Source organism: Azonexus sp. IMCC34839 (assembly GCF_047047955.1).
Lineage (GTDB): Bacteria > Pseudomonadota > Gammaproteobacteria > Burkholderiales > Rhodocyclaceae > Azonexus.
This window is the reverse complement of record NZ_CP150631.1, coordinates 2,813,559-2,834,200: the sequence shown is the minus strand read 5'-3', so window position 1 is coordinate 2,834,200 and position 20,642 is coordinate 2,813,559. Positions and strand designations below refer to the sequence as shown.

Annotated in this window: 16 protein-coding genes; 11 read left to right on the top strand and 5 right to left on the bottom strand. The window is 61.3% G+C overall.

Annotation, left to right across the window (positions count from 1 at the left end):
* Positions 1–14 precede the first annotated feature (14 nt).
* From nadA to clsB, 10 genes are all read left to right on the top strand, one after another.
* Entirely contained in the window at positions 15–1,112 is a 1,098-nt protein-coding gene (nadA, locus tag WIF35_RS13770) for a quinolinate synthase NadA (RefSeq protein WP_412478790.1), read from the top strand.
* A gap of 115 nt (positions 1,113–1,227) precedes the next feature.
* Positions 1,228–4,011 carry a bifunctional glycoside hydrolase 114/ polysaccharide deacetylase family protein gene (locus WIF35_RS13765; protein WP_412478789.1) on the top strand — a complete coding sequence of 928 codons (2,784 nt, stop codon included), beginning with the start codon at positions 1,228–1,230 and terminating at the stop codon, positions 4,009–4,011.
* The gene (locus WIF35_RS13760; RefSeq protein ID WP_412478788.1) at positions 3,971–7,789 is read left to right on the top strand and encodes a tetratricopeptide repeat protein; all 3,819 of its coding nucleotides are present in this window, start codon (positions 3,971–3,973) and stop codon (positions 7,787–7,789) included. The genes WIF35_RS13765 and WIF35_RS13760 overlap by 41 nt, the downstream gene beginning before the upstream one ends.
* A gap of 28 nt (positions 7,790–7,817) precedes the next feature.
* Positions 7,818–8,369 carry a hypothetical protein gene (locus tag WIF35_RS13755; protein ID WP_412478787.1) on the top strand — a complete coding sequence of 184 codons (552 nt, stop codon included), beginning with the start codon at positions 7,818–7,820 and terminating at the stop codon, positions 8,367–8,369.
* Between the two features lie 13 nt (positions 8,370–8,382).
* A complete protein-coding gene (locus WIF35_RS13750; RefSeq protein WP_412478786.1) occupies positions 8,383–9,783 on the top strand; it encodes a PelD GGDEF domain-containing protein in 1,401 nt (466 codons plus the stop codon).
* Positions 9,776–10,786 carry a hypothetical protein gene (locus tag WIF35_RS13745; protein WP_412478785.1) on the top strand — a complete coding sequence of 337 codons (1,011 nt, stop codon included), beginning with the start codon at positions 9,776–9,778 and terminating at the stop codon, positions 10,784–10,786. The genes WIF35_RS13750 and WIF35_RS13745 overlap by 8 nt, the downstream gene beginning before the upstream one ends.
* Positions 10,783–12,315: a GT4 family glycosyltransferase PelF gene (pelF, locus tag WIF35_RS13740; protein ID WP_412478784.1), complete on the top strand. Its 1,533-nt coding sequence runs from the start codon at positions 10,783–10,785 to the stop codon at positions 12,313–12,315. The genes WIF35_RS13745 and pelF overlap by 4 nt, the downstream gene beginning before the upstream one ends.
* On the top strand, positions 12,315–13,688 hold the full coding sequence (gene pelG, locus WIF35_RS13735; RefSeq protein WP_412478783.1) for an exopolysaccharide Pel transporter PelG: 1,374 nt from the start codon (positions 12,315–12,317) through the stop codon (positions 13,686–13,688). The genes pelF and pelG overlap by 1 nt, the downstream gene beginning before the upstream one ends.
* Before the next feature lie 51 nt (positions 13,689–13,739).
* Complete coding sequence (locus WIF35_RS13730) at positions 13,740–14,495, top strand: endonuclease/exonuclease/phosphatase family protein (protein ID WP_412478782.1); 756 nt, start codon at positions 13,740–13,742, stop codon at positions 14,493–14,495.
* Positions 14,485–15,684 (top strand): cardiolipin synthase ClsB, encoded by a 1,200-nt coding sequence (gene clsB, locus WIF35_RS13725; RefSeq protein WP_412478781.1) that lies wholly within the window; start codon positions 14,485–14,487, stop codon positions 15,682–15,684. Before WIF35_RS13730 ends, clsB begins: the two co-directional genes overlap by 11 nt.
* Here the strand turns inward: clsB and gluQRS are convergent.
* Together gluQRS and WIF35_RS13715 are read right to left on the bottom strand one after the other, a co-directional pair.
* The gene (gene gluQRS, locus WIF35_RS13720) at positions 15,671–16,573 is read right to left on the bottom strand and encodes a tRNA glutamyl-Q(34) synthetase GluQRS (RefSeq protein ID WP_412478780.1); all 903 of its coding nucleotides are present in this window, start codon (positions 16,571–16,573) and stop codon (positions 15,671–15,673) included. The two genes, clsB and gluQRS, sit on opposite strands and share 14 nt — an antisense overlap.
* A 4-nt stretch (positions 16,574–16,577) precedes the next feature.
* Positions 16,578–17,264: a 2'-5' RNA ligase family protein gene (locus tag WIF35_RS13715; protein WP_412478779.1), complete on the bottom strand. Its 687-nt coding sequence runs from the start codon at positions 17,262–17,264 to the stop codon at positions 16,578–16,580.
* Positions 17,265–17,349: 85 nt separating this feature from the next.
* On the opposite strand from WIF35_RS13715, the gene rpoH reads away from it, so the two are divergent.
* Positions 17,350–18,207: an RNA polymerase sigma factor RpoH gene (gene rpoH, locus WIF35_RS13710; RefSeq protein WP_412478778.1), complete on the top strand. Its 858-nt coding sequence runs from the start codon at positions 17,350–17,352 to the stop codon at positions 18,205–18,207.
* A gap of 61 nt (positions 18,208–18,268) precedes the next feature.
* Here rpoH and WIF35_RS13705 read toward each other — a convergent pair whose 3' ends face one another.
* Genes WIF35_RS13705 through napG form a run of 3 tightly spaced genes read right to left on the bottom strand, consistent with a single transcriptional unit; the run spans position 18,269 to position 20,556 of the window.
* Positions 18,269–18,757 carry a nitrate reductase cytochrome c-type subunit gene (locus WIF35_RS13705; protein ID WP_412478777.1) on the bottom strand — a complete coding sequence of 163 codons (489 nt, stop codon included), beginning with the start codon at positions 18,755–18,757 and terminating at the stop codon, positions 18,269–18,271.
* Positions 18,758–18,784: 27 nt separating this feature from the next.
* Positions 18,785–19,687, bottom strand: coding sequence for a quinol dehydrogenase ferredoxin subunit NapH (gene napH, locus WIF35_RS13700; protein ID WP_412478776.1), 903 nt, complete (start codon positions 19,685–19,687; stop codon positions 18,785–18,787).
* The gene (gene napG, locus WIF35_RS13695) at positions 19,684–20,556 is read right to left on the bottom strand and encodes a ferredoxin-type protein NapG (RefSeq protein ID WP_412478775.1); all 873 of its coding nucleotides are present in this window, start codon (positions 20,554–20,556) and stop codon (positions 19,684–19,686) included. Before napG ends, napH begins: the two co-directional genes overlap by 4 nt.
* Positions 20,557–20,642 lie beyond the last annotated feature (86 nt).

Sequence of the window (20,642 nt, the reverse complement as noted above, 5' to 3'; positions counted from 1 at the left end):
TTTCAGAGATCAGCATGCAAACAGCTCCCCTTACTTTCGCCCCCTATAACGACCTGTCGGACGAAGCCTGTCAGGAACGCATTCGCGTCGCCCGCGCCAAACTGGGCAAGAAGGCCGTCATCCTGTGCCACCACTATCAGCGCGCCGACATCTACCAGCACGCCGACCTGACCGGCGACTCGCTGAAACTGTCGCGCCTAGCCTCGCAGACCGATTCCGAATACGTGATTTTCTGTGGCGTGCACTTCATGGCCGAAGTCGCCGACATCATGACCGCCCCGAACCAGATCGCCATCCTGCCCGACCTCGCTGCCGGTTGCTCGATGGCCGACATGGCCAACCTGGCCAAGGTCGAACGTTGCTGGCGCGAACTGGGCGAAGTACTGGACGTCGAAAACGAAGTCACCCCGGTCACCTACATCAACTCGGCCGCCGACCTCAAAGCCTTCTGCGGCGATCACGGTGGCATCGTGTGCACCTCTTCGAACGCCGGCACCATCGCCAAATGGGCCTTCGAGCGTCGCCCGAAAGTGCTGTTCTTCCCCGACCAGCACCTCGGCCGCTGGACCGGCCACCGGATGGGTTTCCCGATGGACGAAATGGTCGTCTGGGACCCCGACCTGGAAATGGGCGGCCTGACGCCTGAGCAGATCCTCAAGGCCAAGATCCTGTTGTGGAAGGGGCACTGCTCGGTGCACCAGATGTTCCAGAAATCGCACATCGACGCTTTCCGCGCCAAGTATCCGGATGGGTTGGTCATCGCCCACCCGGAATGCAACTTCGAAGTGTGCGCCGCCTCCGACTACGTCGGTTCGACCGAGCACATCGTCAAGACCATCAAGGAAGCGCCGGAAGGCACCCGCTGGCTGGTCGGCACCGAACTCAACCTGGTCGACCGCCTGGCCAAGGAAGTGCTGCCGCAGAACAAGATCGTCCAGTTCATGGCCACCACCATCTGCATGTGTTCAACCATGCAGCGCATCGACCCGCAGCATCTCGCCTGGACGCTGGAAAACCTGGCTGAGGGCAAGGTCGTGAACCAGATCAAGGTGCCCGACCACGAAGCCAAGCTGGCCAAGCTGGCACTTGATCGCATGCTGGCAATTTCCTGAGGCAGACGATCCTATCGACTACAAACGTGACGGTTTTCACACTCTTTCGCTAAGAAAGGCTTCACTCCGGCGTCTAGGTAGGGTTTAATCCGCACTTTTGGCAGTTAGCCGGCCGTTGCTCTTCCTCCTTCGCCTCGCTTTTTTTCTGTTGCTCAGTCACGCCGCCATCGCCAAGGCGGGGTTAGCTGTCGCCCTTTATTACGGCAACACGATACCGATCGAGGAATTCAAGGCCTTCGACATCGTCGTCGTCGAACCGGATCATGGCTTCGACCCCAATCTTTTCCGCAGTGCCGAACGGGAGCTGTACGCCTATGCCTCAGTCGCGGAGGCTCAATCTCATCGCCCGTATTTCAAGAACATTCCGGCCGCCTGGAAACTTGCCAAAAATGCCGACTGGGGTTCCGATGTTATCGACCAAACGCCGGCTGAATGGCCGAATTTCTTTGCCGAACAGGTAATTCGACCGCTCTGGGAGCGCGGCTATCGAGGCTTCTTCCTCGACACCCTGGACTCGTATCGCCTGGCCAGGAGTTTTGACGAAAACGCGCAGCAGGCAGGGCTCATCCGCGTCATTGAAACGCTGCACCAACGCTTTCCCGGCATTCGCCTGATCCTTAATCGCGGTTTCGAAATTGCCCCGCGGGTTCGCGACAAGATACAGATGGTGGCGGCCGAATCGCTCTTTCAAGGTTGGAACGCCGGCCGCAAGCGCTATGAGCCTGTTCCTGCAAGCGATCGCGCCTGGCTCGTCGGCCAGATGAAGACCCTGCGCGAACAATACAACCTCCCCATCCTGGCCATCGACTACGTCGCCCCCCATGATCGCACCCTGATGCGGCAGACTGCACAGGCGATCAAGGAACTCGGCTTCACTCCCTGGGTAACCGACAGCAATCTCGACACCCTTGGCACGGGTAGCCGCGAAGTCCTGCCACGTCGCATCCTGGTCGCCTACAACGGAGCCGAAGCGCCGGCACTGAATTACACTGACGTACATCGCTTCCTGCAGTTGCCTCTCAATTATCTCGGCTACATCGTCGATTACTACGACGTCCGGCAGCCACCGCCCCAACGCATCCAAGCCGACCGCTACGCCGGAATCGTCACCTGGTTCAACGGCACGCCATCCGACTCGGCTGGCCGCAAACTTACCTCATGGCTGGCACAGCGCTTGGACGAAGGACTGCCTGTGGCCATGTTCGGCGAAATCGGATTTCTGCTGGACCCACGCCTTGCCAAAAAGCTCGCACTACGTTTGGCCACGCCCGCCAAGGGAGAGATCAGCTTTTCCAGCATCGACCCGATCTTCGGTTTTGAAACCAAGCCTCCGCTTCCGCGCCGGGAATTTCAACCACTGGTAGCCGACGGCCCCGGCGTCACCCCTATGCTGGAACTGAAGGGCCCCGGGAACCAGCGTTACACCGCCAGCGCCGTAACCCCCTGGGGCGGCTACGTTCAGCAACCGTTCGTTTATTGGTCTGTGCCTGCGACCGAAACCGTACGCTGGGTGGTTGATCCCTTCGCTTTCGCAAAAAAAGCGCTGCGACTACCGGACATGCCGGTACCCGATACCACGACGGAAAATGGCCGCCGGCTTTTCTTCTCGCACATCGACGGCGACGGCTTTCCATCCGTCGCCGAATTACCCGGCCGCCCTTTCGCCGGCGAGGCAATGCTGACGGAAATTCTCGAGAAATATCGCGTCCCGACCACGGTATCGGTCATCGAAAGCGAGATTTCGCCAAACGGCCTCCACCCCAAGGACAGCCCGGCGCTTGAGAACATTGCCCGCAGGATTTTCCGCCTGCCGCATGTGGAAATCGCCAGCCACACCTATTCCCACCCTTTCCGCTGGGACTCAAGCGTGCGTCATGGTATCTTCCAAGACAAGGACGAGGAGTACTATCACCTCGACCTGCCGGGCTACAAATTCGATCTTCGTCGAGAAATCGTCGGCTCGGTCGACTACATCCGACAACGCCTCGCCCCACCGGGAAAACCGGTCAACATCCTCCTCTGGTCGGGCGACACCGCCCCCGGTGCCGATGCCTTGCGCATCGCGTATGACGCAGGCTTGCTGAACATGAACGGCGGAGATACTTCGATTACCCGGTCGAATCCGACGCTGACCGATGTCGGCGCGAACGGCATCGTCAAGGACGGACTCCTGCAGATCTACGCCCCGATCACCAACGAGAACATCTATACCAATCTGTGGCGCGGCCCGTTCTATGGGTATGAGCGGGTCATCGAGAGCTTTGAATTGACGGAAACACCTCGTCGCCTGAAGCCGGTGGATATTTATTACCACACCTATTCGGCAACCAAACGCGCCGGCCTCAATGCGGTGCATAAGGCTTTTGCCTGGGCTTTGAACAAGCCCTTGCATCCGGTGTTCGCCTCGGAGTACATCCATAAGGTTGAAGACTTTTATCGGGCCAGCATCGCCCGTGAAGGTGACACCTGGATCATCCGCACCGACGGCAATCTGCGCACTATGCGCCTGCCGAACGAGCTCGGCACGCCGGACCTGGCTTCCGCAAAGGGTATTGCCGGATTCGCCGATGGCCCCGAAGGTGTCTATCTTCATTTATCCGGAAGTGAAGCCGCAGTCCCGATGCAGACGAATCGTCCGGCACGGCAACCCTTCCTGTTTTCAGCCAATGCCCGTATCGGCACAAGAGGAAGTCTATTGGGCGCCGACCAGATAAGCCTATCTTTGCAGGGACATGTGCCCTTGCAATTCACCTTGGCCAACGCCCAAGGGTGCCGCGTCACTGCCGATAACGCCCCGATCGTTCCGGTGCAGTCCGAGCAAAAAGCCGGCCTCGCCCTGCAACACTTCCGCCTTCCCAATGCTGCTGCGCAGATCACGGCTCGCTGCCAAGCACGCTGAGCGTCCCTATCTCGCACCCATTTGGTTGATCGCGCTACTCGCTGCGATCATCGTTTTCGTCCTCGTCCTGCTTTACCCCCGCCGCGACCTCGAACGCCGAATCTCCGACACCCCCGACACGGCACTTTCAGTCGCCTATCTGGACAATCTGTTACGCAGCGACCCGAACAACCCTCAACTCCGATTGCTGCTTGCCCGCCACCAAGTCAGTATCGGGGAGGTCGCCAAGGCAAGACAGACCCTCCAATCTGCTCTCGAAGCCGCCGACTCCGAACTTAGGCGCGACGCCCGCTGGGTGTTGTGGGAGATATCCGAAGCCGAATACAAGGCACTCCCCGCCAGCGACCAGAAACGACGAGCCCATTTCCACGAAGAACTTCGTCGCAGCTTGCACGAGCTCGCCAAGGAAGAATGGCCTTTTGAACAGAAACTCCTGCTTGGCAACAAAGCCTACGAGTATGGCGAACACAATTTGGGCAGTGCCCTCTATCGCGCCGTAGCGCAATCCATGCCCAACGCCGCCTCAGCGGCCATCCTGTTCGATGCCTCGGCCAGAACCGCATTGGCTTCCGGTGACTACCGGGGCAGTGCCGAGCTCAATCTGCTCGCCCGGCGAAGCTCCAGCGAACCTCAAGCCGCACGGGCCTACTTCATTGCTGCAATCAGGGCACTACAGGCTGGCAATCAACCGCTCGCCGCTTTGGAAATGGCTGAACGCGAAATCGACGGCCTTGAGGACGACCCGGAAATCCTCTATCTGATGGTCAATCTCGCACGTGCTGCGGGACGCCCCGATGTCGCCGATCGCTATGTCCGCAAACTGCTCAAGATCGCAATGCTGCGGCAATGGCAACAGATACAGATCGCCCGCGCCTGGGGACCGGGGGAATTTCTCCGCGTGGCGGAATCGGCTCGCCCCGGTGGCCCTGGCATTGCCTTCGACGACAAACTCTACACGCTGGGGTACGACACTTTCCTGGAAAACCGCAAGCCGGAAGATGCCTGGTTGGTGGCCCAGTCGGCGGTACGGCAAGCACCCGACAACATGGCTTGGCGTGAACGTCTCGCCCGTGTCGCAGAATGGACTGGCCGCCCTGAAGTCGCTCTGGAAAACTGGCATCAGGTCGCACTGGCGACGCAAAAGGACGAAGCCTGGCAGGCAGTGCTGCGATTGGCCCCCGGCCTTTTCGACGATGCTGCACTCGCCGCGGCCCTGCGCTACCAGATCAGCCGCACACCCGGCGACTTCCGCCTGATCAAGGAGCTGATCGCCACTTATGAACGCCAGGGCAAGCCGGAGTTGGCGCTTGCCTACTTGCAGGACCATAGCCGGCGCCAGGCAGCAGGCGAATGGCTTGCCCTGCAGGCTGAACTGACCGAGCGCATGGGCAAGCCAGAACTCGCCATCGCCGCCTGGCAACGCTTGTTTTCCGACGAACGCCAGCTCACTCCCAGCCGTGCCATGCACCTGGCTGTTCTTCTGTTGCTACACGGCCGTGGCAGCGAGGGTTTGATCTGGCTGGAGAAGGCCCAAGGGCAGGCCCGATTGAAAGATGGGGAAGATGCGGATTTCTGGCGTCTGACAGGCCAACTGCAGGAGTCGGCAGGCAAGGACGAAGCCGCCTTGCTTGCTTTCCGTCGCCTGGTCGATTCCGACTTCGCACAAAGTAGCGATTACGATGCGCTATTGCGCCTGCTGGCCGAGAGCCAGCCGCTGGAAGCCGCCCGTTTCGCCGGCGTGGCCTGGCAAAAATTCGGCGAAAGCCGCTATCTGCTGGAAGCGATGGGCCTATTCATCGCCAAGGAACAATGGAGCGAACTCGGCGAATTGCTGAAACAGCTGAAATCGAACACCCCGGCCATGCAGCGACAACGCAGCGAACTGCAACGTTCGCCCGAATTCCTGCGCATGTTCGCTGCCTATGAACAACAAGCCGGCCGGCCGGCCGTCGCACGCCGCCTGCTGGAAGACGGCTTGCGTCTGGCACCTGAGTCATCGGCTTTGCAACAGGCGCTCATCTGGCTCCATATCGACGGCAGCGATGCCCCCGCATTGCGTAAGCTCCTGGCGAGCAGCGAGGCAAATTGGGCGGCTAACGAGGCGCTGCATGACTCGCTGGCTGCCGCCTATCAGGCGCTTTCGCTGCCCCAGGTTGCGCTGACGCGCTATCTGACCCCCCGGGTCGCCACACACAAAAACGATTTTCTGTGGCTGATGAACTATGCCGATGCGCTTGAGCAGAATCAGCAGTTCGAGCGTGCCTGGCGCTTGCGCCGCCATTTGCTCGCCGAACAGTGGCAGAAGCTGAAACTCACCAACCCGGGCGACCTCAGCGTTCGCCGCCAATGGTTGCACGATGCGGATCTCGACAGTGTGCGCCGCATCGCCCGTACCCGGCTCCTGTTGATGCAGAAGCCTGGCGACGCCGGCCTGGGCGCGCTACGCGAATTACTTCGATTGGACCGCGACGGGGAAGGACGCCTGACCGATGCCGCCGCCGAAACCGCTATCGGCTGGCTGCAGGATCGCGCGGAGTACACGGCCGAACGCGGTTTCCTCTGGGAACAATATGCGCGCAGCCGCAGCCGTCGTGCCAACCTTCCGTTGTGGGCAGAAACCACCTTGGCACTGGCCGAGGATGACCGAGCGAAGAGCGGCCAGTTGATCGAGCACAATGAAGAGCGCCTGCCTCGTTACGACCGCGTCAACCTGGCACGCACTATCGATGCCACCCACCATGCACAAACTGCGGCCTTCGAGGCGCAGGCGCAGCAGACCGACGACGATCCCGTGCACCTGCAACTGACGGAGAGCCTGCTTGCCTTCAGCGACCAGGTTGGCGCCTCAGTTGGCTCACGGGCACTGGGCGGCCTCAGCGAAACGCCTTTCGCCACCACTTACCATCTGGCTGTCGATCCACGTTTGTCCCTGGATTTCACCTGGGGTCGCATCGCTCGCTCGGTATCCGACAACAACCTGCTTGAGGTAGCTCCCAACGAAACCATGCTTGGCGCAAGCCTCAACTGGCGGCATGACGACGGAGAAACCATCCTGCGGGCCGAACAGCGCTCGAGCTTTGCCGATTATTCACCGCTCCAGCTTGAACGGCGTCAGCGCTTGGACGACCGACTGAGCCTGACAGCTTCGCTCGGACGCCAACTACCGAGCCAGGAAACGATTCCGCTACGTATTGGCGGCATGAAGGATCGCGCAGCGTTGGAACTCACTTATCGCCCGACCCGGCTTGACCGGCTATCGCTTGAATACGCCCTGGAACGTTACCAATTGCAGACCGGCGCCGAATTGGGGACCGGCAACCACACGTCGCTGACCTATGCCCATACCTATCGCCAGGAAGCCCGCGATCTTGAATTCAGCGCTTTCTGGTCACTGCATCGATACGGCCAATCCGCCCTCGACAGTGCGGCAGGCGCTTTCTATGACCGCTACGTGCCCAATTCCCAAAAACCGGGATACGGCGGGGCTGCCGGCTTGCCCAGCAATTACTTCGTCCCTGACAGCTTCACGTTCTACGGTATCCGGGCCATGACCGACACCCGCTTCGAACGCGACTACACTCGCGCCCTTCGTCCGTACGCCAGCCTTGGGCTGACCAACCATAGCGCCCTCGGTTTTGGGTACGATGTCCGCCTTGGCATTGCCAGCAGCGTGCTGGGAGCGGACCATCTCGCCCTGAGCTGGGGCCTCGCGAAATCCGGCATGCAAACCAGCGGCACGGTGCGCGACCTCTTTCTGACCTATCGCCTTCATTATTGACCTCTCTATTTCTCGACGGAAACTCGCCATGAATGCTCTCCGCTCCGCCGCCCGCAGCTTGCAAGCGATCCTGCTCGCCAGCCTCGTGCTGCTCTCGACCGCCTGTTCCACGCTGGACCGTAGCCATGCTCCGGATGTCGACCGACAAGCCCTCTGGGTCGTCCTCCCCTTCGCCAACCACACCGAGACACCGCTCGCCGGCAACCGAGCCGAGGCCATCACCGAAGCGCTGCTACGCACGCAAGGTATCGCCCGCGTCAAGCGCCACCCCACGCAGAGCCAGCCGGAGGCGCTGTTCGACAGCGGTGAGCGCAAGCAATTGGAAGATGCATTGGCCTGGGCCAAGGAACAGGGCGCCCGCTATGCGCTCACCGGCGCGGTAGATGAATGGCGCTACAAGGTCGGCGTCGATGGCGAGCCGGCGGCCGGCGTTACCCTGCAAATCATCGACGTCGCCAGCGGCGAGACCTTGTGGAGCGGTACCGGTGGCAAAAGCGGCTGGAGTCGCGAGGCGCTTTCCGCCGTCGCTCAGCAGTTGATCCGCGACCTGCTCAAATCCGGCCTGGCCGGCGCCCGCTGAGGAGACTGCTGCGGTGCACAGCAAGATTAGGCGATTTTTCGGCGCCCCCCCCAAGCATGAGCGTGGCAGCCTGAATCTCCATCTGCGGGACGGCGGAGACGTCACCGGCAAGGTCTTGGGTCGCCTGACCTCGACCAGCGTCCGGCCGGCCGCCGTCCTCGGCGAAATCGTGTTCCTGCCTCTGATCGCCATCATCCTGGGACTCTGGCTCAATCCCGAAGACCCGCTATGGACCGCAGCCAGTTTCCCCTGGGCGTGGTTCGCCCCCGTCATCCTTGCCTTGCGCTATGGACCACTGATCGGCCTGGGCGGCTCCAGCATTCTCTTGGTGGCCTGGCTGATCCTCAATGCAGGAAACTACGACGCTTTTCCCAAGCTCTTCTTCCTCGGCGGCCTGATCCTGATGATGCTGGTCGGCGAATTCTCCAGCCTGTGGCTGGCGCGTACCCGGCGTGCCGAGACCATACAGCTATACCTCGACCAGCGGCTCGAACACCTGACCCGCCAGCACTACCTGCTGCGCCTGTCGCACGACCGGCTGGAACAGGACCTGATCAGCCGTCCGATGTCGATGCGCGACGCGCTGATCAAGCTGCGCCTGCTGCGCGGCGGCTCGAAAACGCCGGCAGACAGCGCGGCGACGCTGCTGCGCCTGCTGGCGCAATACTGCCAACTGGAATCGGCATCACTACATAGCACCGACGAATCGCTCTCCGCGCCGGAACTACTCGCCAGCATCGGCAACGCCGAAGCATTGCGCAAGCAAGATCCGCTGATCGTTCAAGCCATCGAGACCCGCCGCCTGTGTCACGTCCGGCAAACGCTGAACGAGAACGAGGCGGGCACGCACTACCTGATCGCCGCCCCGCTCATCGACCTCAACGGCAGCATCTACGGCCTGCTGACCGTCGAGGAAATGCCCTTCTTCTCCTTGCAGGACGAAACCCTGCAGACCATCAACCTGCTGCTCGGTTACTACACCGACGGTCTGGTGATGGACAACCTGGCCAACCCCATCGTCGCGCAACTGCCGCTCTGCCCACCGGAATTCGCCTTCGAAGCCCAGCGCCTGTGGCATCTACGCCAGACAACCGGCATCCCCAGCGTGATCGTTGCGCTGGAATTGCTACCGCGCGCCATCGAACAGGACCTACCCCTGCAATTCCATCGGATGAAGCGAGGGCTCGACGAAAACTGGTTGATCCTCGGCGGAGAAAAGCAGGTCCTCGCCACCCTGATGCCCCTTGGCGACTACTCGACGGCCGAAGGCTACATCAGCCGCCTGGAGAGCTGGGCAAAGCAGAAAAACGACCTCAGCCTGGCCGAACTCGGCGTCTTCCCGCACACGCTGCTGCTCGACCAGGACGCCCCGGCGACCACCCTGCAGCGTCTGCTCCGCCTCGCCAATGATTAACCACAAGCTCGGCGTCTACGCCCTCCTGCTCGAGATCAACGCGTGGAGCGGCCCGCTGCTCTTCGAGAACGGCTCGGACGCCTTGCTGCTTTGGTATCTTGGCGTGCATGCCTCGGCCAGCCTGCTGCTTGGCTTCTTTGCCTGGACATTGCTGCCGGCTCACAGTGCCAAGCCGCGGATTCCGTCGATCCTGCTGTTCGCCGGCTTCAGCTATGCGATCCCGGTCGCCGGCTTTGCCGGCGTCCTGCTCGCTGCAATCACCCTGCGCTTCTACCGCCGACCGGCCAGCCTGGAGCAGTTCGATTCTGTTCAGTTGCCGGAATTCGACCCCCACCAGCGCGAACCGGGCGCTTTTCGCCAAGCTGGCCTGCGTTCTGTCCTCGGCAACACGCAGGTTCCGATGAGTTCCCGGCTGGGTGCGATGGTTGCCTTGCAATACGTTCCAGGACGCGTTTCCTCGCCGCTGCTGCGCGACGTGCTGACCGACCCGAGCGAGGACATCCGGCTACTCGCCTACGGCATGCTCGACAATCAGGAAAAGCGCATCAACCGGGCCATCGACGAGGAACTCAAGGTCTTCAACACCGAATCGCCGGACAATATGCCGCCTTCCCCGGAAAAGATCGCTGCAGCGCACCGGCTTTCCGACCTGTATTGGGAACTGGTCTATCAGGAACTGGCGCTCGGCGACCTGCGCAAATACGCCATCGACGAATCGATGCGCTATTGCCAGTTGGTCCTCGCCCAACAACCGGATAATGCACCACTCAACCTGCGCCGCGGACGCCTGTTGCACGAGGCCGGCGACCTTGCCGGCGCCGACGCAGCCTACCGCCGTGCCCTGGCCCTCGGCCTGCCGGCGACCCGCGTCCTGCCCTATCAGGCCGAGTTGAGTTTCGCACAAGGCGACTACCGCGAAGCACGCCGCCTGATGCAGGAACTGGCCCACTGGAGCGCCCTGCCCCGTCTGCGCCCGATCATCGACTACTGGACCGCCGCATGACTTTCCCCAAGGCCGCCGAAGCCGATATCGCCCTGCTGCTCGAAGGCACCTTTCCGTACGTCAGCGGAGGGGTGTCGAGTTGGGTGAACCAGATCATCCGCGCCTTTCCGGAATACCGGTTCGCCATCGTTTTCCTCGGCAGCCGGCGTGAGGATTACGGCACACCGAAGTATCAGTTGCCGGAAAACGTGGTCCATGTCGAAGAGTATTTCCTCTACGACGACCTGAGTTCCAACGAAGACCCGATGAGCCGCATTGGCGATGTCGAGGCGTTCGCCGCTGTCGAGCGCCTGCACGAAAAATTCACCCAGGATATCTCGACCACGGATGCCATGGCCGCGTTCCGTGACGTCGCGCGCGACATGCTGCCTGGTGGCCGGCTGACCCTCGATGACTTTCTGCATAGCGAATATGCCTGGGAAATCATCTGCGATCGCTATCGCCGCTACTGCTCCGATCCCTCCTTCGTCGACTACTTCTGGACCGTGCGCATCATGCACACCCCGCTCTGGAAGCTGGCCCACATTGCAAAGTCGCTCATCCCGGTCCGCGCCCTGCACGCCGTATCGACCGGCTATGCCGGCTTCCTTGGCGCCCTGTTGGTGCAATCGCGGCAATTGCCGCTCATCCTCTCTGAACACGGGATCTATACCAAGGAACGCAAGATCGACCTGTTCAAGAGCGAGTGGATTCGTGACAACCGCAACGTTTTCCAGCGCGACCCGACGGAGCTTTCCTACTTCCGCCGCATGTGGATCGGCTTCTTCGAATGGCTCGGCCGTTTCTGCTATGACGCGGCTGACCCGATCATCGCCCTTTACGAGAACAACCGCTTGCGCCAGGTGGCCGACGGCGCCCCGGCCGAGCGTACCTTCAATATCCCCAACGGCATCAGCCTGCAGCGCTTCGCCCCCTTGCGCACACTGCGCCCGGAAAATCCGCCGCCGGTGCTATGCCTGATCGGCCGCGTCGTACCAATCAAGGACGTGAAGACCTTCATCCGTGCCATGCGCCGAGTCGTGAACCAGATGCCGGATGCCGAAGGCTGGATCGCCGGCCCGGAAGACGAGGACAGGGCCTATGCGCAGGAGTGCCACGATCTGGCGCGCAGTCTCGGCCTGGAGGACAACGTACGCTTTCTCGGCTTCCAGAAAGTCGAGGATCTGATGCCGAAGATCGGCCTGACCATCCTGTCGTCGATCAGCGAGGCCTTGCCGCTGGTCATTCTGGAAGGCTACGCCGCCGGCGTGCCGACCATCTCGACCGATGTCGGTTCCTGCCGGCAACTGGTCGAGGGACTGGACGACGAGGACAAGGCGATCGGCCACTCGGGCGCCATAGTCAATATCGCCGACCCGCAGGGCCTGGCCGACGCCGCCATCCGCCTACTGGCCGACCCGGCTGCCTGGAAGGCAGCCAGTGAGGCAGGCATCGCCCGGGTCGAACGCTATTACACCGACAGCATGATGTTCGGCCACTACCGCCGGGTTTACGAAACGGCCCTGCACGGCGCCCTGGAGCAAGCCTGATGGCGGGCATCGGGTTCGAACTGCGCCGCCTGTTGCGCAAAAATACCCTGGTCGGCCTGATCGAGGCCTACACCTATGCCGGAGTCATCGGCTCTGGACCCTGGGTTTTCTCCATCGTCGGGATCCTGCTCATCGGCCTGTTCAGTACCTCGGTCGTGGTACCGGTTTTTCTCGTCACGCAGTTCCAGACCTCGGTCACCTATCTGGTGGCCAGTAGCCTGATCCTGACCGGGCTGGTGCAATTGGCCTTCACCCGTTTCGTCTCGGACCGCCTGTTCGAAAAGAAGAGGGACCTGATCCTGCCCAACCTGCACGGCCTGCTGACGCTGGTCATACTGATTGCCAGCACCCTGGGCACACTGGCGCTGTTCGTGCTATTTCCCGGACTGAGCATCGCCTACCGCCTGCTCATGCTGGCGGGTTTCGTCCTGATGTGCACGGTTTGGATCCTGACCATCCTGCTTTCCGGCATGAAACGCTACAAAGCCATCGTGCTGCTGTTCGGCCTCTCATACGCCCTCGTCGTTCTGCTCGCGCTCGCCTTGCGCCCCTATGGCCTGGAAGGCCTGCTTGCCGGCTTCGACATCGGCAATCTGGTGCTGCTGGCTGGCATGTGGACGCTGACCGTGCGCGAATTCAGCAACAAGGGGGCCTTGGTCGATTTCAGTTTTGCCCGCAAGGAACTGGCCTACCCCACGCTGATGGCCATCGGCTGCCTGTACAACCTGGCGGTTTGGATCGACAAGTTCATGTTCTGGTATTTCCCGCCGACTTCGCAGCCGATCATTGGAGCCTTGCGAGCCTCGCTGATCTACGACCTGCCGGTCTTCCTATCCTATCTGTCGATCATTCCCGGCATGGCCGTCTTCCTCGTTCGCATCGAGACGGATTTTGTCGAGTATTACGACAAGTTCTACGATGCCGTGCGTAGCGGCGGCTCGCTGGAGTACATCGAGAACATGCGCGATGAGATGGTCTATTCCATCCAGCAGGGACTGAGCGAGATCGCCAAGATCCAGACGCTGGCCGTGCTGACCACTTTCGTCGCCGGCCCCGCCCTGTTGCAGGCTCTGGGCATCTCCGAGCTCTATCTGCCCCTGCTCTATGTGCAGGTGGTTGGCGCCGGCCTCCAGGTCGGTCTGATGGCCGTGCTCAACGTGTTTTTCTACCTCGACCAGCGACGCATCGTCCTTGCCCTGTGCGTCGAGTTCGTCGTCCTCAACGTCCTGCTCACCGCCGCGACACTCTGGTTCGGTGCGGCACTCTACGGCTACGGCTTCACGCTGGCCGTGCTGATCACGCTGTGCACCGGTCTGGCGCTACTCTCCCGCCAGCTCAACCGGCTGGAATACGAGACATTCATGCTGCAATGAGTGCCGAGGCTTGTTAAGCTGTCGTCAGAATCTTTCGGCAGTACTCCTCCCGTGCCCACGCCCAATCTTCACGTCACCACCTTCAACATCCACAAGGGGTTTTCGCAGTTCAACCGGCGGATGATGATCCACGAGTTGCGCGAACGCCTGCGTCACCTGAACCCGGACATCCTTTTTTTGCAGGAGGTACAGGGGCTGCATCTCGGCCATGCCGAAAAATTGGGCAATTGGCCCAGTGCACCGCAGCATGAGTTCCTGGCCGAGGAAATCTGGCACTCCGCCTATGGGCGCAACATGATTTACGACCATGGGCACCACGGCAACGCCATCCTGTCGCGCTTCCCCATCCTGGATAGCCACAATCAGGATGTAACCCACCTGCAGTTCGAGAAACGCGGCCTGCTTCATTGTCGTATTACGCTACCTGATGAACAGGAAGCACACTGCGTCTGCGTGCATCTATCGTTGTTCGGCTACTCGCGACGCAAGCAGATGAACGCCCTGGCCGATTATCTGGAACGCCAGGCGGCACCCGATGCCCCGTTGATCATCGCCGGCGACTTCAACGATTGGCGCAACCATGCCGGCGAACACCTGGCCCGCCGACTCGGCCTGCAGGAGGTATTTTGCGGCCACAGCGGCATTCCGGTGCGCAGCTTCCCGGCAGCGATGCCGATGTTCCGCCTGGATCGCATCTACGTCCGAGGCTTCAAGGTCCATCGCACCGAGGTCCACTGGGGTCTGCCCTGGTCCAATATTTCCGATCACGCCGCCCTGTCGGCGCACCTGAGCCGGAATGATCGCTGAGTTTCTGCCGGGCAACCGGCTGACGCTGCTCAATTCGGGCAACGAGTATTTCCCGGCCCTGCTCGCGGCCCTTGAATCGGCCCGGCACGAGATCTTCCTCGAAAGCTACATTTTCGCCGACGATGCCATCGGCCATGAGGTCGCCAATGCGCTTTGCCGCGCAGCGCAACGTGGCGTCGAGGTGAATGTCACGGTGGACGGCTTCGGAGCGCGAAATTTCGCTGCCGATTTCCTGCCCCGCTTTGCGGACGCCGGTGTCCGCGCCCTCTTCTACCGACGCGAACTCAGCACCTTCCGACTCAAGCGCCATCGTTTGCGCCGCCTCCATCGCAAACTGGTCGTCGTCGACGCCAAGGTGGCCTTCGTTGGCGGCATCAACATCGTCGACGACAACAATGCGCCGGAACACATGCGTCCCCGCTTCGATTACGCGGTGCAGATCGAGGGGCCGGTCTTGCAGCAAGTACACCGGGCTGTCCGCCGCATGTGGGAAATCGTGTCCTGGGCCAACTTCCGCCGACGTTTCCGCCTGCATGCCGATGCCGCACCGTGTATCGAGATCGCTGGCAGCCAGCACGCCGCCTTCCTGATCCGCGACAACATCCGCCACCGCAACGACATCCTCAACGCCTACATCGACGCCATCGATGCGGCGGAAAGCGAGATTCTGATCGCCAACGCCTACTTCCTGCCCGGCGTACGCTTCGGTCGCGCCCTCTATGCGGCGGCCAAACGCGGCGTGCGCATTTCCATCCTGCTTCAGGGCAAAACCGACCACCCGCTGCTGCGCTATGCCACGCAGGCGCTCTATCACACGGCACTGAAGACCGGCATCCGCATCTTCGAGTACGAGCGCAGTTTCATGCATGCCAAGGTCGCCGTCATTGACGGCGAATGGGCCACCGTCGGCTCCTCGAACATCGACCCCTTCAGCCTGCTGCTCGCCAAGGAGGCCAATGTCGTCGCCAAGGACCGCCGCTTCGCCGGCGAGTTACGCGCCAGCCTGAAAGAAGCCATTGCCAACGGCGCCCGCGAGATGCTCCCCGACGATTTGTCCCGCCAGCCCTGGCATTCCCGCCTGCTACGCTGGCTGAGTTATGGCGTCGTGCGCGCCATGGTGGGCATCGCCGGCTACGGACACCGCCATTGGCATGCCGAAGAACAAACGCACCCGGTCAGGAAAGGCTGATCGCACGCTGCCGCGGAACGCGGTCGAATGACCAATTTTCGGCCGCCCAGGCCCAAACGTCGTTCACCGTAGCCCGCGACAACTCGGCCGGAACAGCTTGGCCGAGGAAAGCCAGCGCCCTGACCAATTCGGCGGCAGCCTGCGATTTGTCGAGCGCAGGCGCCAGGGTCTGCTTTGACAGCTTCTCGCCGGCAGCATTGGCCGCCACCGGCAGATGGGCATAGCGCGGCGTGGCGTAGCCGAGACAGCGCTGCAACCAGATTTGGCGTGGGGTCGACGCCAACAGATCGGCGCCGCGCACGATATCGGTGATTCCCTGAAATTCGTCGTCCACCGTGACTGCCAACTGGTAGGCGAACAAGCCATCGGCCCGCAGCAGCACGAAGTCGCCGACATCCCGCTCCAGTTGCTGTTCGACATGACCCTGCAAGCGGTCGTCGAAACCGACCGGCTCGGTGCTGACGCGTAAACGCCAGGCGCGAGCCGTACGATCCGCCGGCAAGCCATTGCGGCAAGTCCCCGGATAGGCCAGCCCGCCATCGATCGCCGGACGGTTTGCCGAATCGGCAATTTCCTTGCGCGAGCAGGCACAGCCATAGGCTAGACCGTTCCGGCACAAGCGCTCCAGTTCGCTGCGATAAGCCTCAAGGCGAGCGCTTTGGTACAACACCGGGCCGTCCCAGGCAAAGCCGAACAATTCGAGCGTATGCAGGATATCTTCTGCCGCCCCCGGCACTTTGCGCGGGGTATCGACATCTTCCATTCGTACCAGCCATTCCCCACCCTGAGCACGGGCATCGAGATAACTGCCGACCGCCGCGACCAGCGAGCCGAAATGCAGCGGCCCGGTCGGCGACGGGGCGAAACGTCCTCGATAGATTGCACTCATGCCGCTATTTTCCGCCAGCCGACGCGAGCATCCAATCCCCAGGCGCCCAGGGTCCCATCCCAGGCTCGCTTTGCCAGTGCCTTGCCGCAAGATCGAAATAGCCTGCGCAGGACAAGGGACCGCCAATCACACGGCTCTCGTAGAACATCAGGTGCACACGGCTTAGTTCAAGTTCCCTCGGCTTGACGTCCAGTTGTGCCAACCGTTGCCAAACTTTCGCCGCCGGCCAGGCGGAACGATACAGCCCGAGCGTCAGATGCGGCACATAGTCGTCACCTGCCAGAGCAGTTTGGGGATGGAAGCAGCGGCGCAACGCCGCCAGGCTACCATCGCTATCCCGCACGCTCAGATAGGGCGCCGAAGCAAAACTGTGCGGCAAACCGATCTCGAGTGAAAAAGAAGCAATGTTCCCACCTCCAAGACGTTCCAACTGCTCGCGCCAGGCTGCCAAGGAATACTCATCGGCGGCACGCGACTCGGTGCAGGGGAACCCGCATAAGCCTAGCGTAACGTGGGCCTGTCGCCGATAACCGGGCAACAACAAATCCTGCAAGGCATTCTGACTGTCTTCAACGACCGAATTGATCTCCGGCAAGTCGAGATCGAGAGCCCACACGGCATAATGTCGGCGCCCACGGTGCCACTCGATAAAGTCCCGATGCTCGCTCGGAATGGTGAAATCAAAAGACATTGCCAGAACTTTTTTCGGGACTTAGCACTCTTAAGCTGCGAGTGCTAAAATGATTTTGTAGTCAGTTGAAGGAGGATATTACGCGATGACCCAAGCTATGGCTCTTCCCATCCCCTCGTCGGTCGGTAGCATCGATGCCTATATTCAGGTAGCGAATCGTTATCCGATGCTGTCCGAGGCCGAGGAGACCCGGCTGGCCGTGCGTTTCCACAACGAAGGCGATGTGGAGGCGGCGCGTCAGCTTGTGCTCTCCCACCTGCGCCTCGTCATCTCCATCGCCCGCGGCTACCTCGGCTACGGCCTGCCGCATGCCGACCTGATTCAGGAAGGCAACATCGGCCTGATGAAGGCGGTGAAGCGTTTCGATCCGTCGCGCGGCGTACGTCTGGTCTCCTTTGCCATGCACTGGATCAAGGCCGAGATTCATGAATACATTTTGAAGAACTGGCGCCTGGTCAAGGTCGCAACGACCAAGGCCCAGCGCAAGCTGTTCTTCAACCTGCGCAGCCTGAAGAACGACTACGAAGGCGTGGACACCCTGTCCGGTCCGCAAGCCGCCGAAGTGGCTGCCCGCCTGGGCGTCAAGCCGGAAGAAGTGGTCGAGATGGAAACCCGTCTCACGGGCCGCGACTTGGCGCTGGAAGGCTCGCCGGACGATAGTGAAGATAGCTTTGCCCCGATCGACTATCTGGCCGACTCGCGTTACGAGCCGGTGCGCATGCTGGAAAACAAGGCCACTGCCCGCCTGCAGGACGAAGGCTTGCATGAGGCGCTGGCTACCCTCGACCCGCGCAGCCGCCGCATCGTCGAAGCGCGCTGGCTGAGCGAAGGCGAAGCCGCCACGCTGCACGATCTGGCCGCCGAATTCGGCGTATCGGCCGAACGTATCCGCCAGATCGAAGCCAAGGCGCTGCAGAAGATGCGCGGCGTTCTCGCCGCCTGATTGCGCAGTCCCCTCAAGCAAAAAAGGGAGCCCTGGGCTCCCTTTTTTATCTTCCGAAACGTTAATTCTTCTTGCGTGCCGCCTTGCCCGGTTTGCCGTCAGCCAGATCGCCCTTGAAGTCGTTTTCGACCAGGGGTGGCGCATCCACCTGCGGCACATGGCATTGCACGCAGTTGTGCCGAGCTGCCGAGGCCTCCGGCAGCACCTTCCCGTCGCGGTCACGGAAGTGACTGTCGCCGATCTTCGGGGCCTTTTTCTTCTGGTAGTTCGCTGCGCCATGGCAAGTCAGGCACTGGTTCTCTTCCAGCGTAATTTCGTCGAAATTATCAACGGCATGCGGAATGAGCGGGGGCTGAGAGCGGAAGGTACGCGCCACTTTTTCCTGGCCGCCGGGTTTGCCGCCGATGTACTTTTTTGCCTCCGGAGCCTGGTCCACCGCAGATACGTCGGCGCCGCGCATCGGCTTGGGCGACTCCTGCGCCAGCGCCGGACCGGCCAGCAGACAGCAGGCGACGGAAGCAAGCACGGACAGCTTCAGGATAGATTTCATGATGGGCGCTCCTCCTCTAGAACTCGATCATGGCATGGCCTCGGATGTCGGAGTCGACGTCGAAGCCGGGTTGTTTGAACGCAGCCCGAAGTGGAATACATCCTTCGAGCAGACATCAATGCAGCGACCGCAATTGGTGCAGTTCGGAGCCAGAATGACCGGGCCGATACCTTTGCCCTCGCCTTTCAGGGCCGGACGAATGACTTGCGGCTCGGGGCAGACTTCGAAGCAATCCATGCAGTCGTTACAGGCGCTGCGGCGGGAAGCCGAGATACGCACCGGACTCCAACGACCGAGCAGGCTATAGAAGGCACCGACCGGGCACAGCCGCCCACACCAGCCCCGATTCATCACGAACAGGTCGAACAGGAAAATGGCCAGAACCACCATCCAGGCCGTGCCAATACCGAATATCAGCCCGCGATGCAGCATGGACACCGGATTGATCAATTCCCACAGGACCATCCCGGTCACCGCCGAACCGATCAAGGTCATGGCCAGAATCCAGAAGCGCGTCTTGGCCGACAGGCTACTCGCTCCCTTGATGCCGAGCCGATCCCGCAACCAGCCGGCAGCATCGGTCACCATGTTGATCGGGCAGACCCAACTGCAATAGACACGACCACCGACCAGGAAATAAAAAAGCAGAACGATGCCGATACCGATCAGTCCGAGCTTTTCAGGCACATTGCCGGCCATCAGCGACTGCAGTGCGACATAAGGGTCGGTCAACGGCAGAAAATCCAGCGTATAGCTGTAGTTCAGGTTGCCCTTGACGATCCAGATGCCAGCCAGCGGACCGAGCAGAAAGAGGATCAGGATGGAGAGCTGCGACAGGCGGCGCAGGATCAGCCAACGATGCGCCTTCAGCCAGCCCTTTTCGGCCACAGCCTCGGCACCGATACGTTTGCTATTGGCAAGCTTGCTCATGGCTTGCCTCCCAATCCGGGTGGCAGACTCGGGATGGCGCCAGCCTCGCTACCTGCCATGCCGCGCATCGGCTCGGTATGCCCGGTGGCCGGATCATAGTGTCCGGGCAATTGGGCGCCTTCGGGCAGACGGTCCGGCAGGTCGATCATCTTGGATTCGTCGATCAACGAATGCCCGGCCTTCTTCTGCTCCTCCCAGCCCACGCGGTAATGCTTGCCGAGTTCGCCCTTGGCCAGCTTGGGCGGCAGCACACGGATTGCCGCCTCTTCGAGCACGCAGGATTTCTCGCATTTGCCGCAGCCGGTGCAGTGCTCGGAATGCACCGTGGGCAGGAACATGGCGTGGCGCCCGGTACGTTGGTTGGGCTGCATGTCGAGGGTGATCGCCTTGTCGATGACAGGACACACGCGATAGCAGACATCGCAACGCAAACCGAGGAAATTCAGGCAGGTCTCGTGGTCGATCAGTACTGCCACACCCATCTTGGCCTTGTTGATGTCAGTCAGCCCATGATCGAGAGCCTTGGTCGGGCAAGCCTTGACGCAGGGGATGTCGTCGCACATCTCACACGGGATGTTGCGGGCGGTGAAGTACGGTGTCCCTGTCGTGACTGGCGCTTCCGGCTTGGCCAGTTCCAGCGTGTTGTAGGGACAGTCGCGCACACACAGGCCGCAGCGGATGCAGGCACCGAGAAAATCGTCCTCGGGCAATGCTCCGGGCGGCCGCAGGGCAAGCGCGGGCAGCGCTTTGGATTGTTTGGCATAGAGCCCAAGGCCCAGTCCGAGCATGCCGACCCCGCAGACCATCTTGGCGGAGTCGAAAAGGAACTGGCGGCGAGCCGCGCTGCTTTTCGGGGTCTTATCGTTCATCTTTCATCGATTCTTTCAGTTCAGCCGATTCCGGACAGGCCCCTATTCCCGCCCGGCACCGGCACTCCCTGATTGCCTGTTTGACT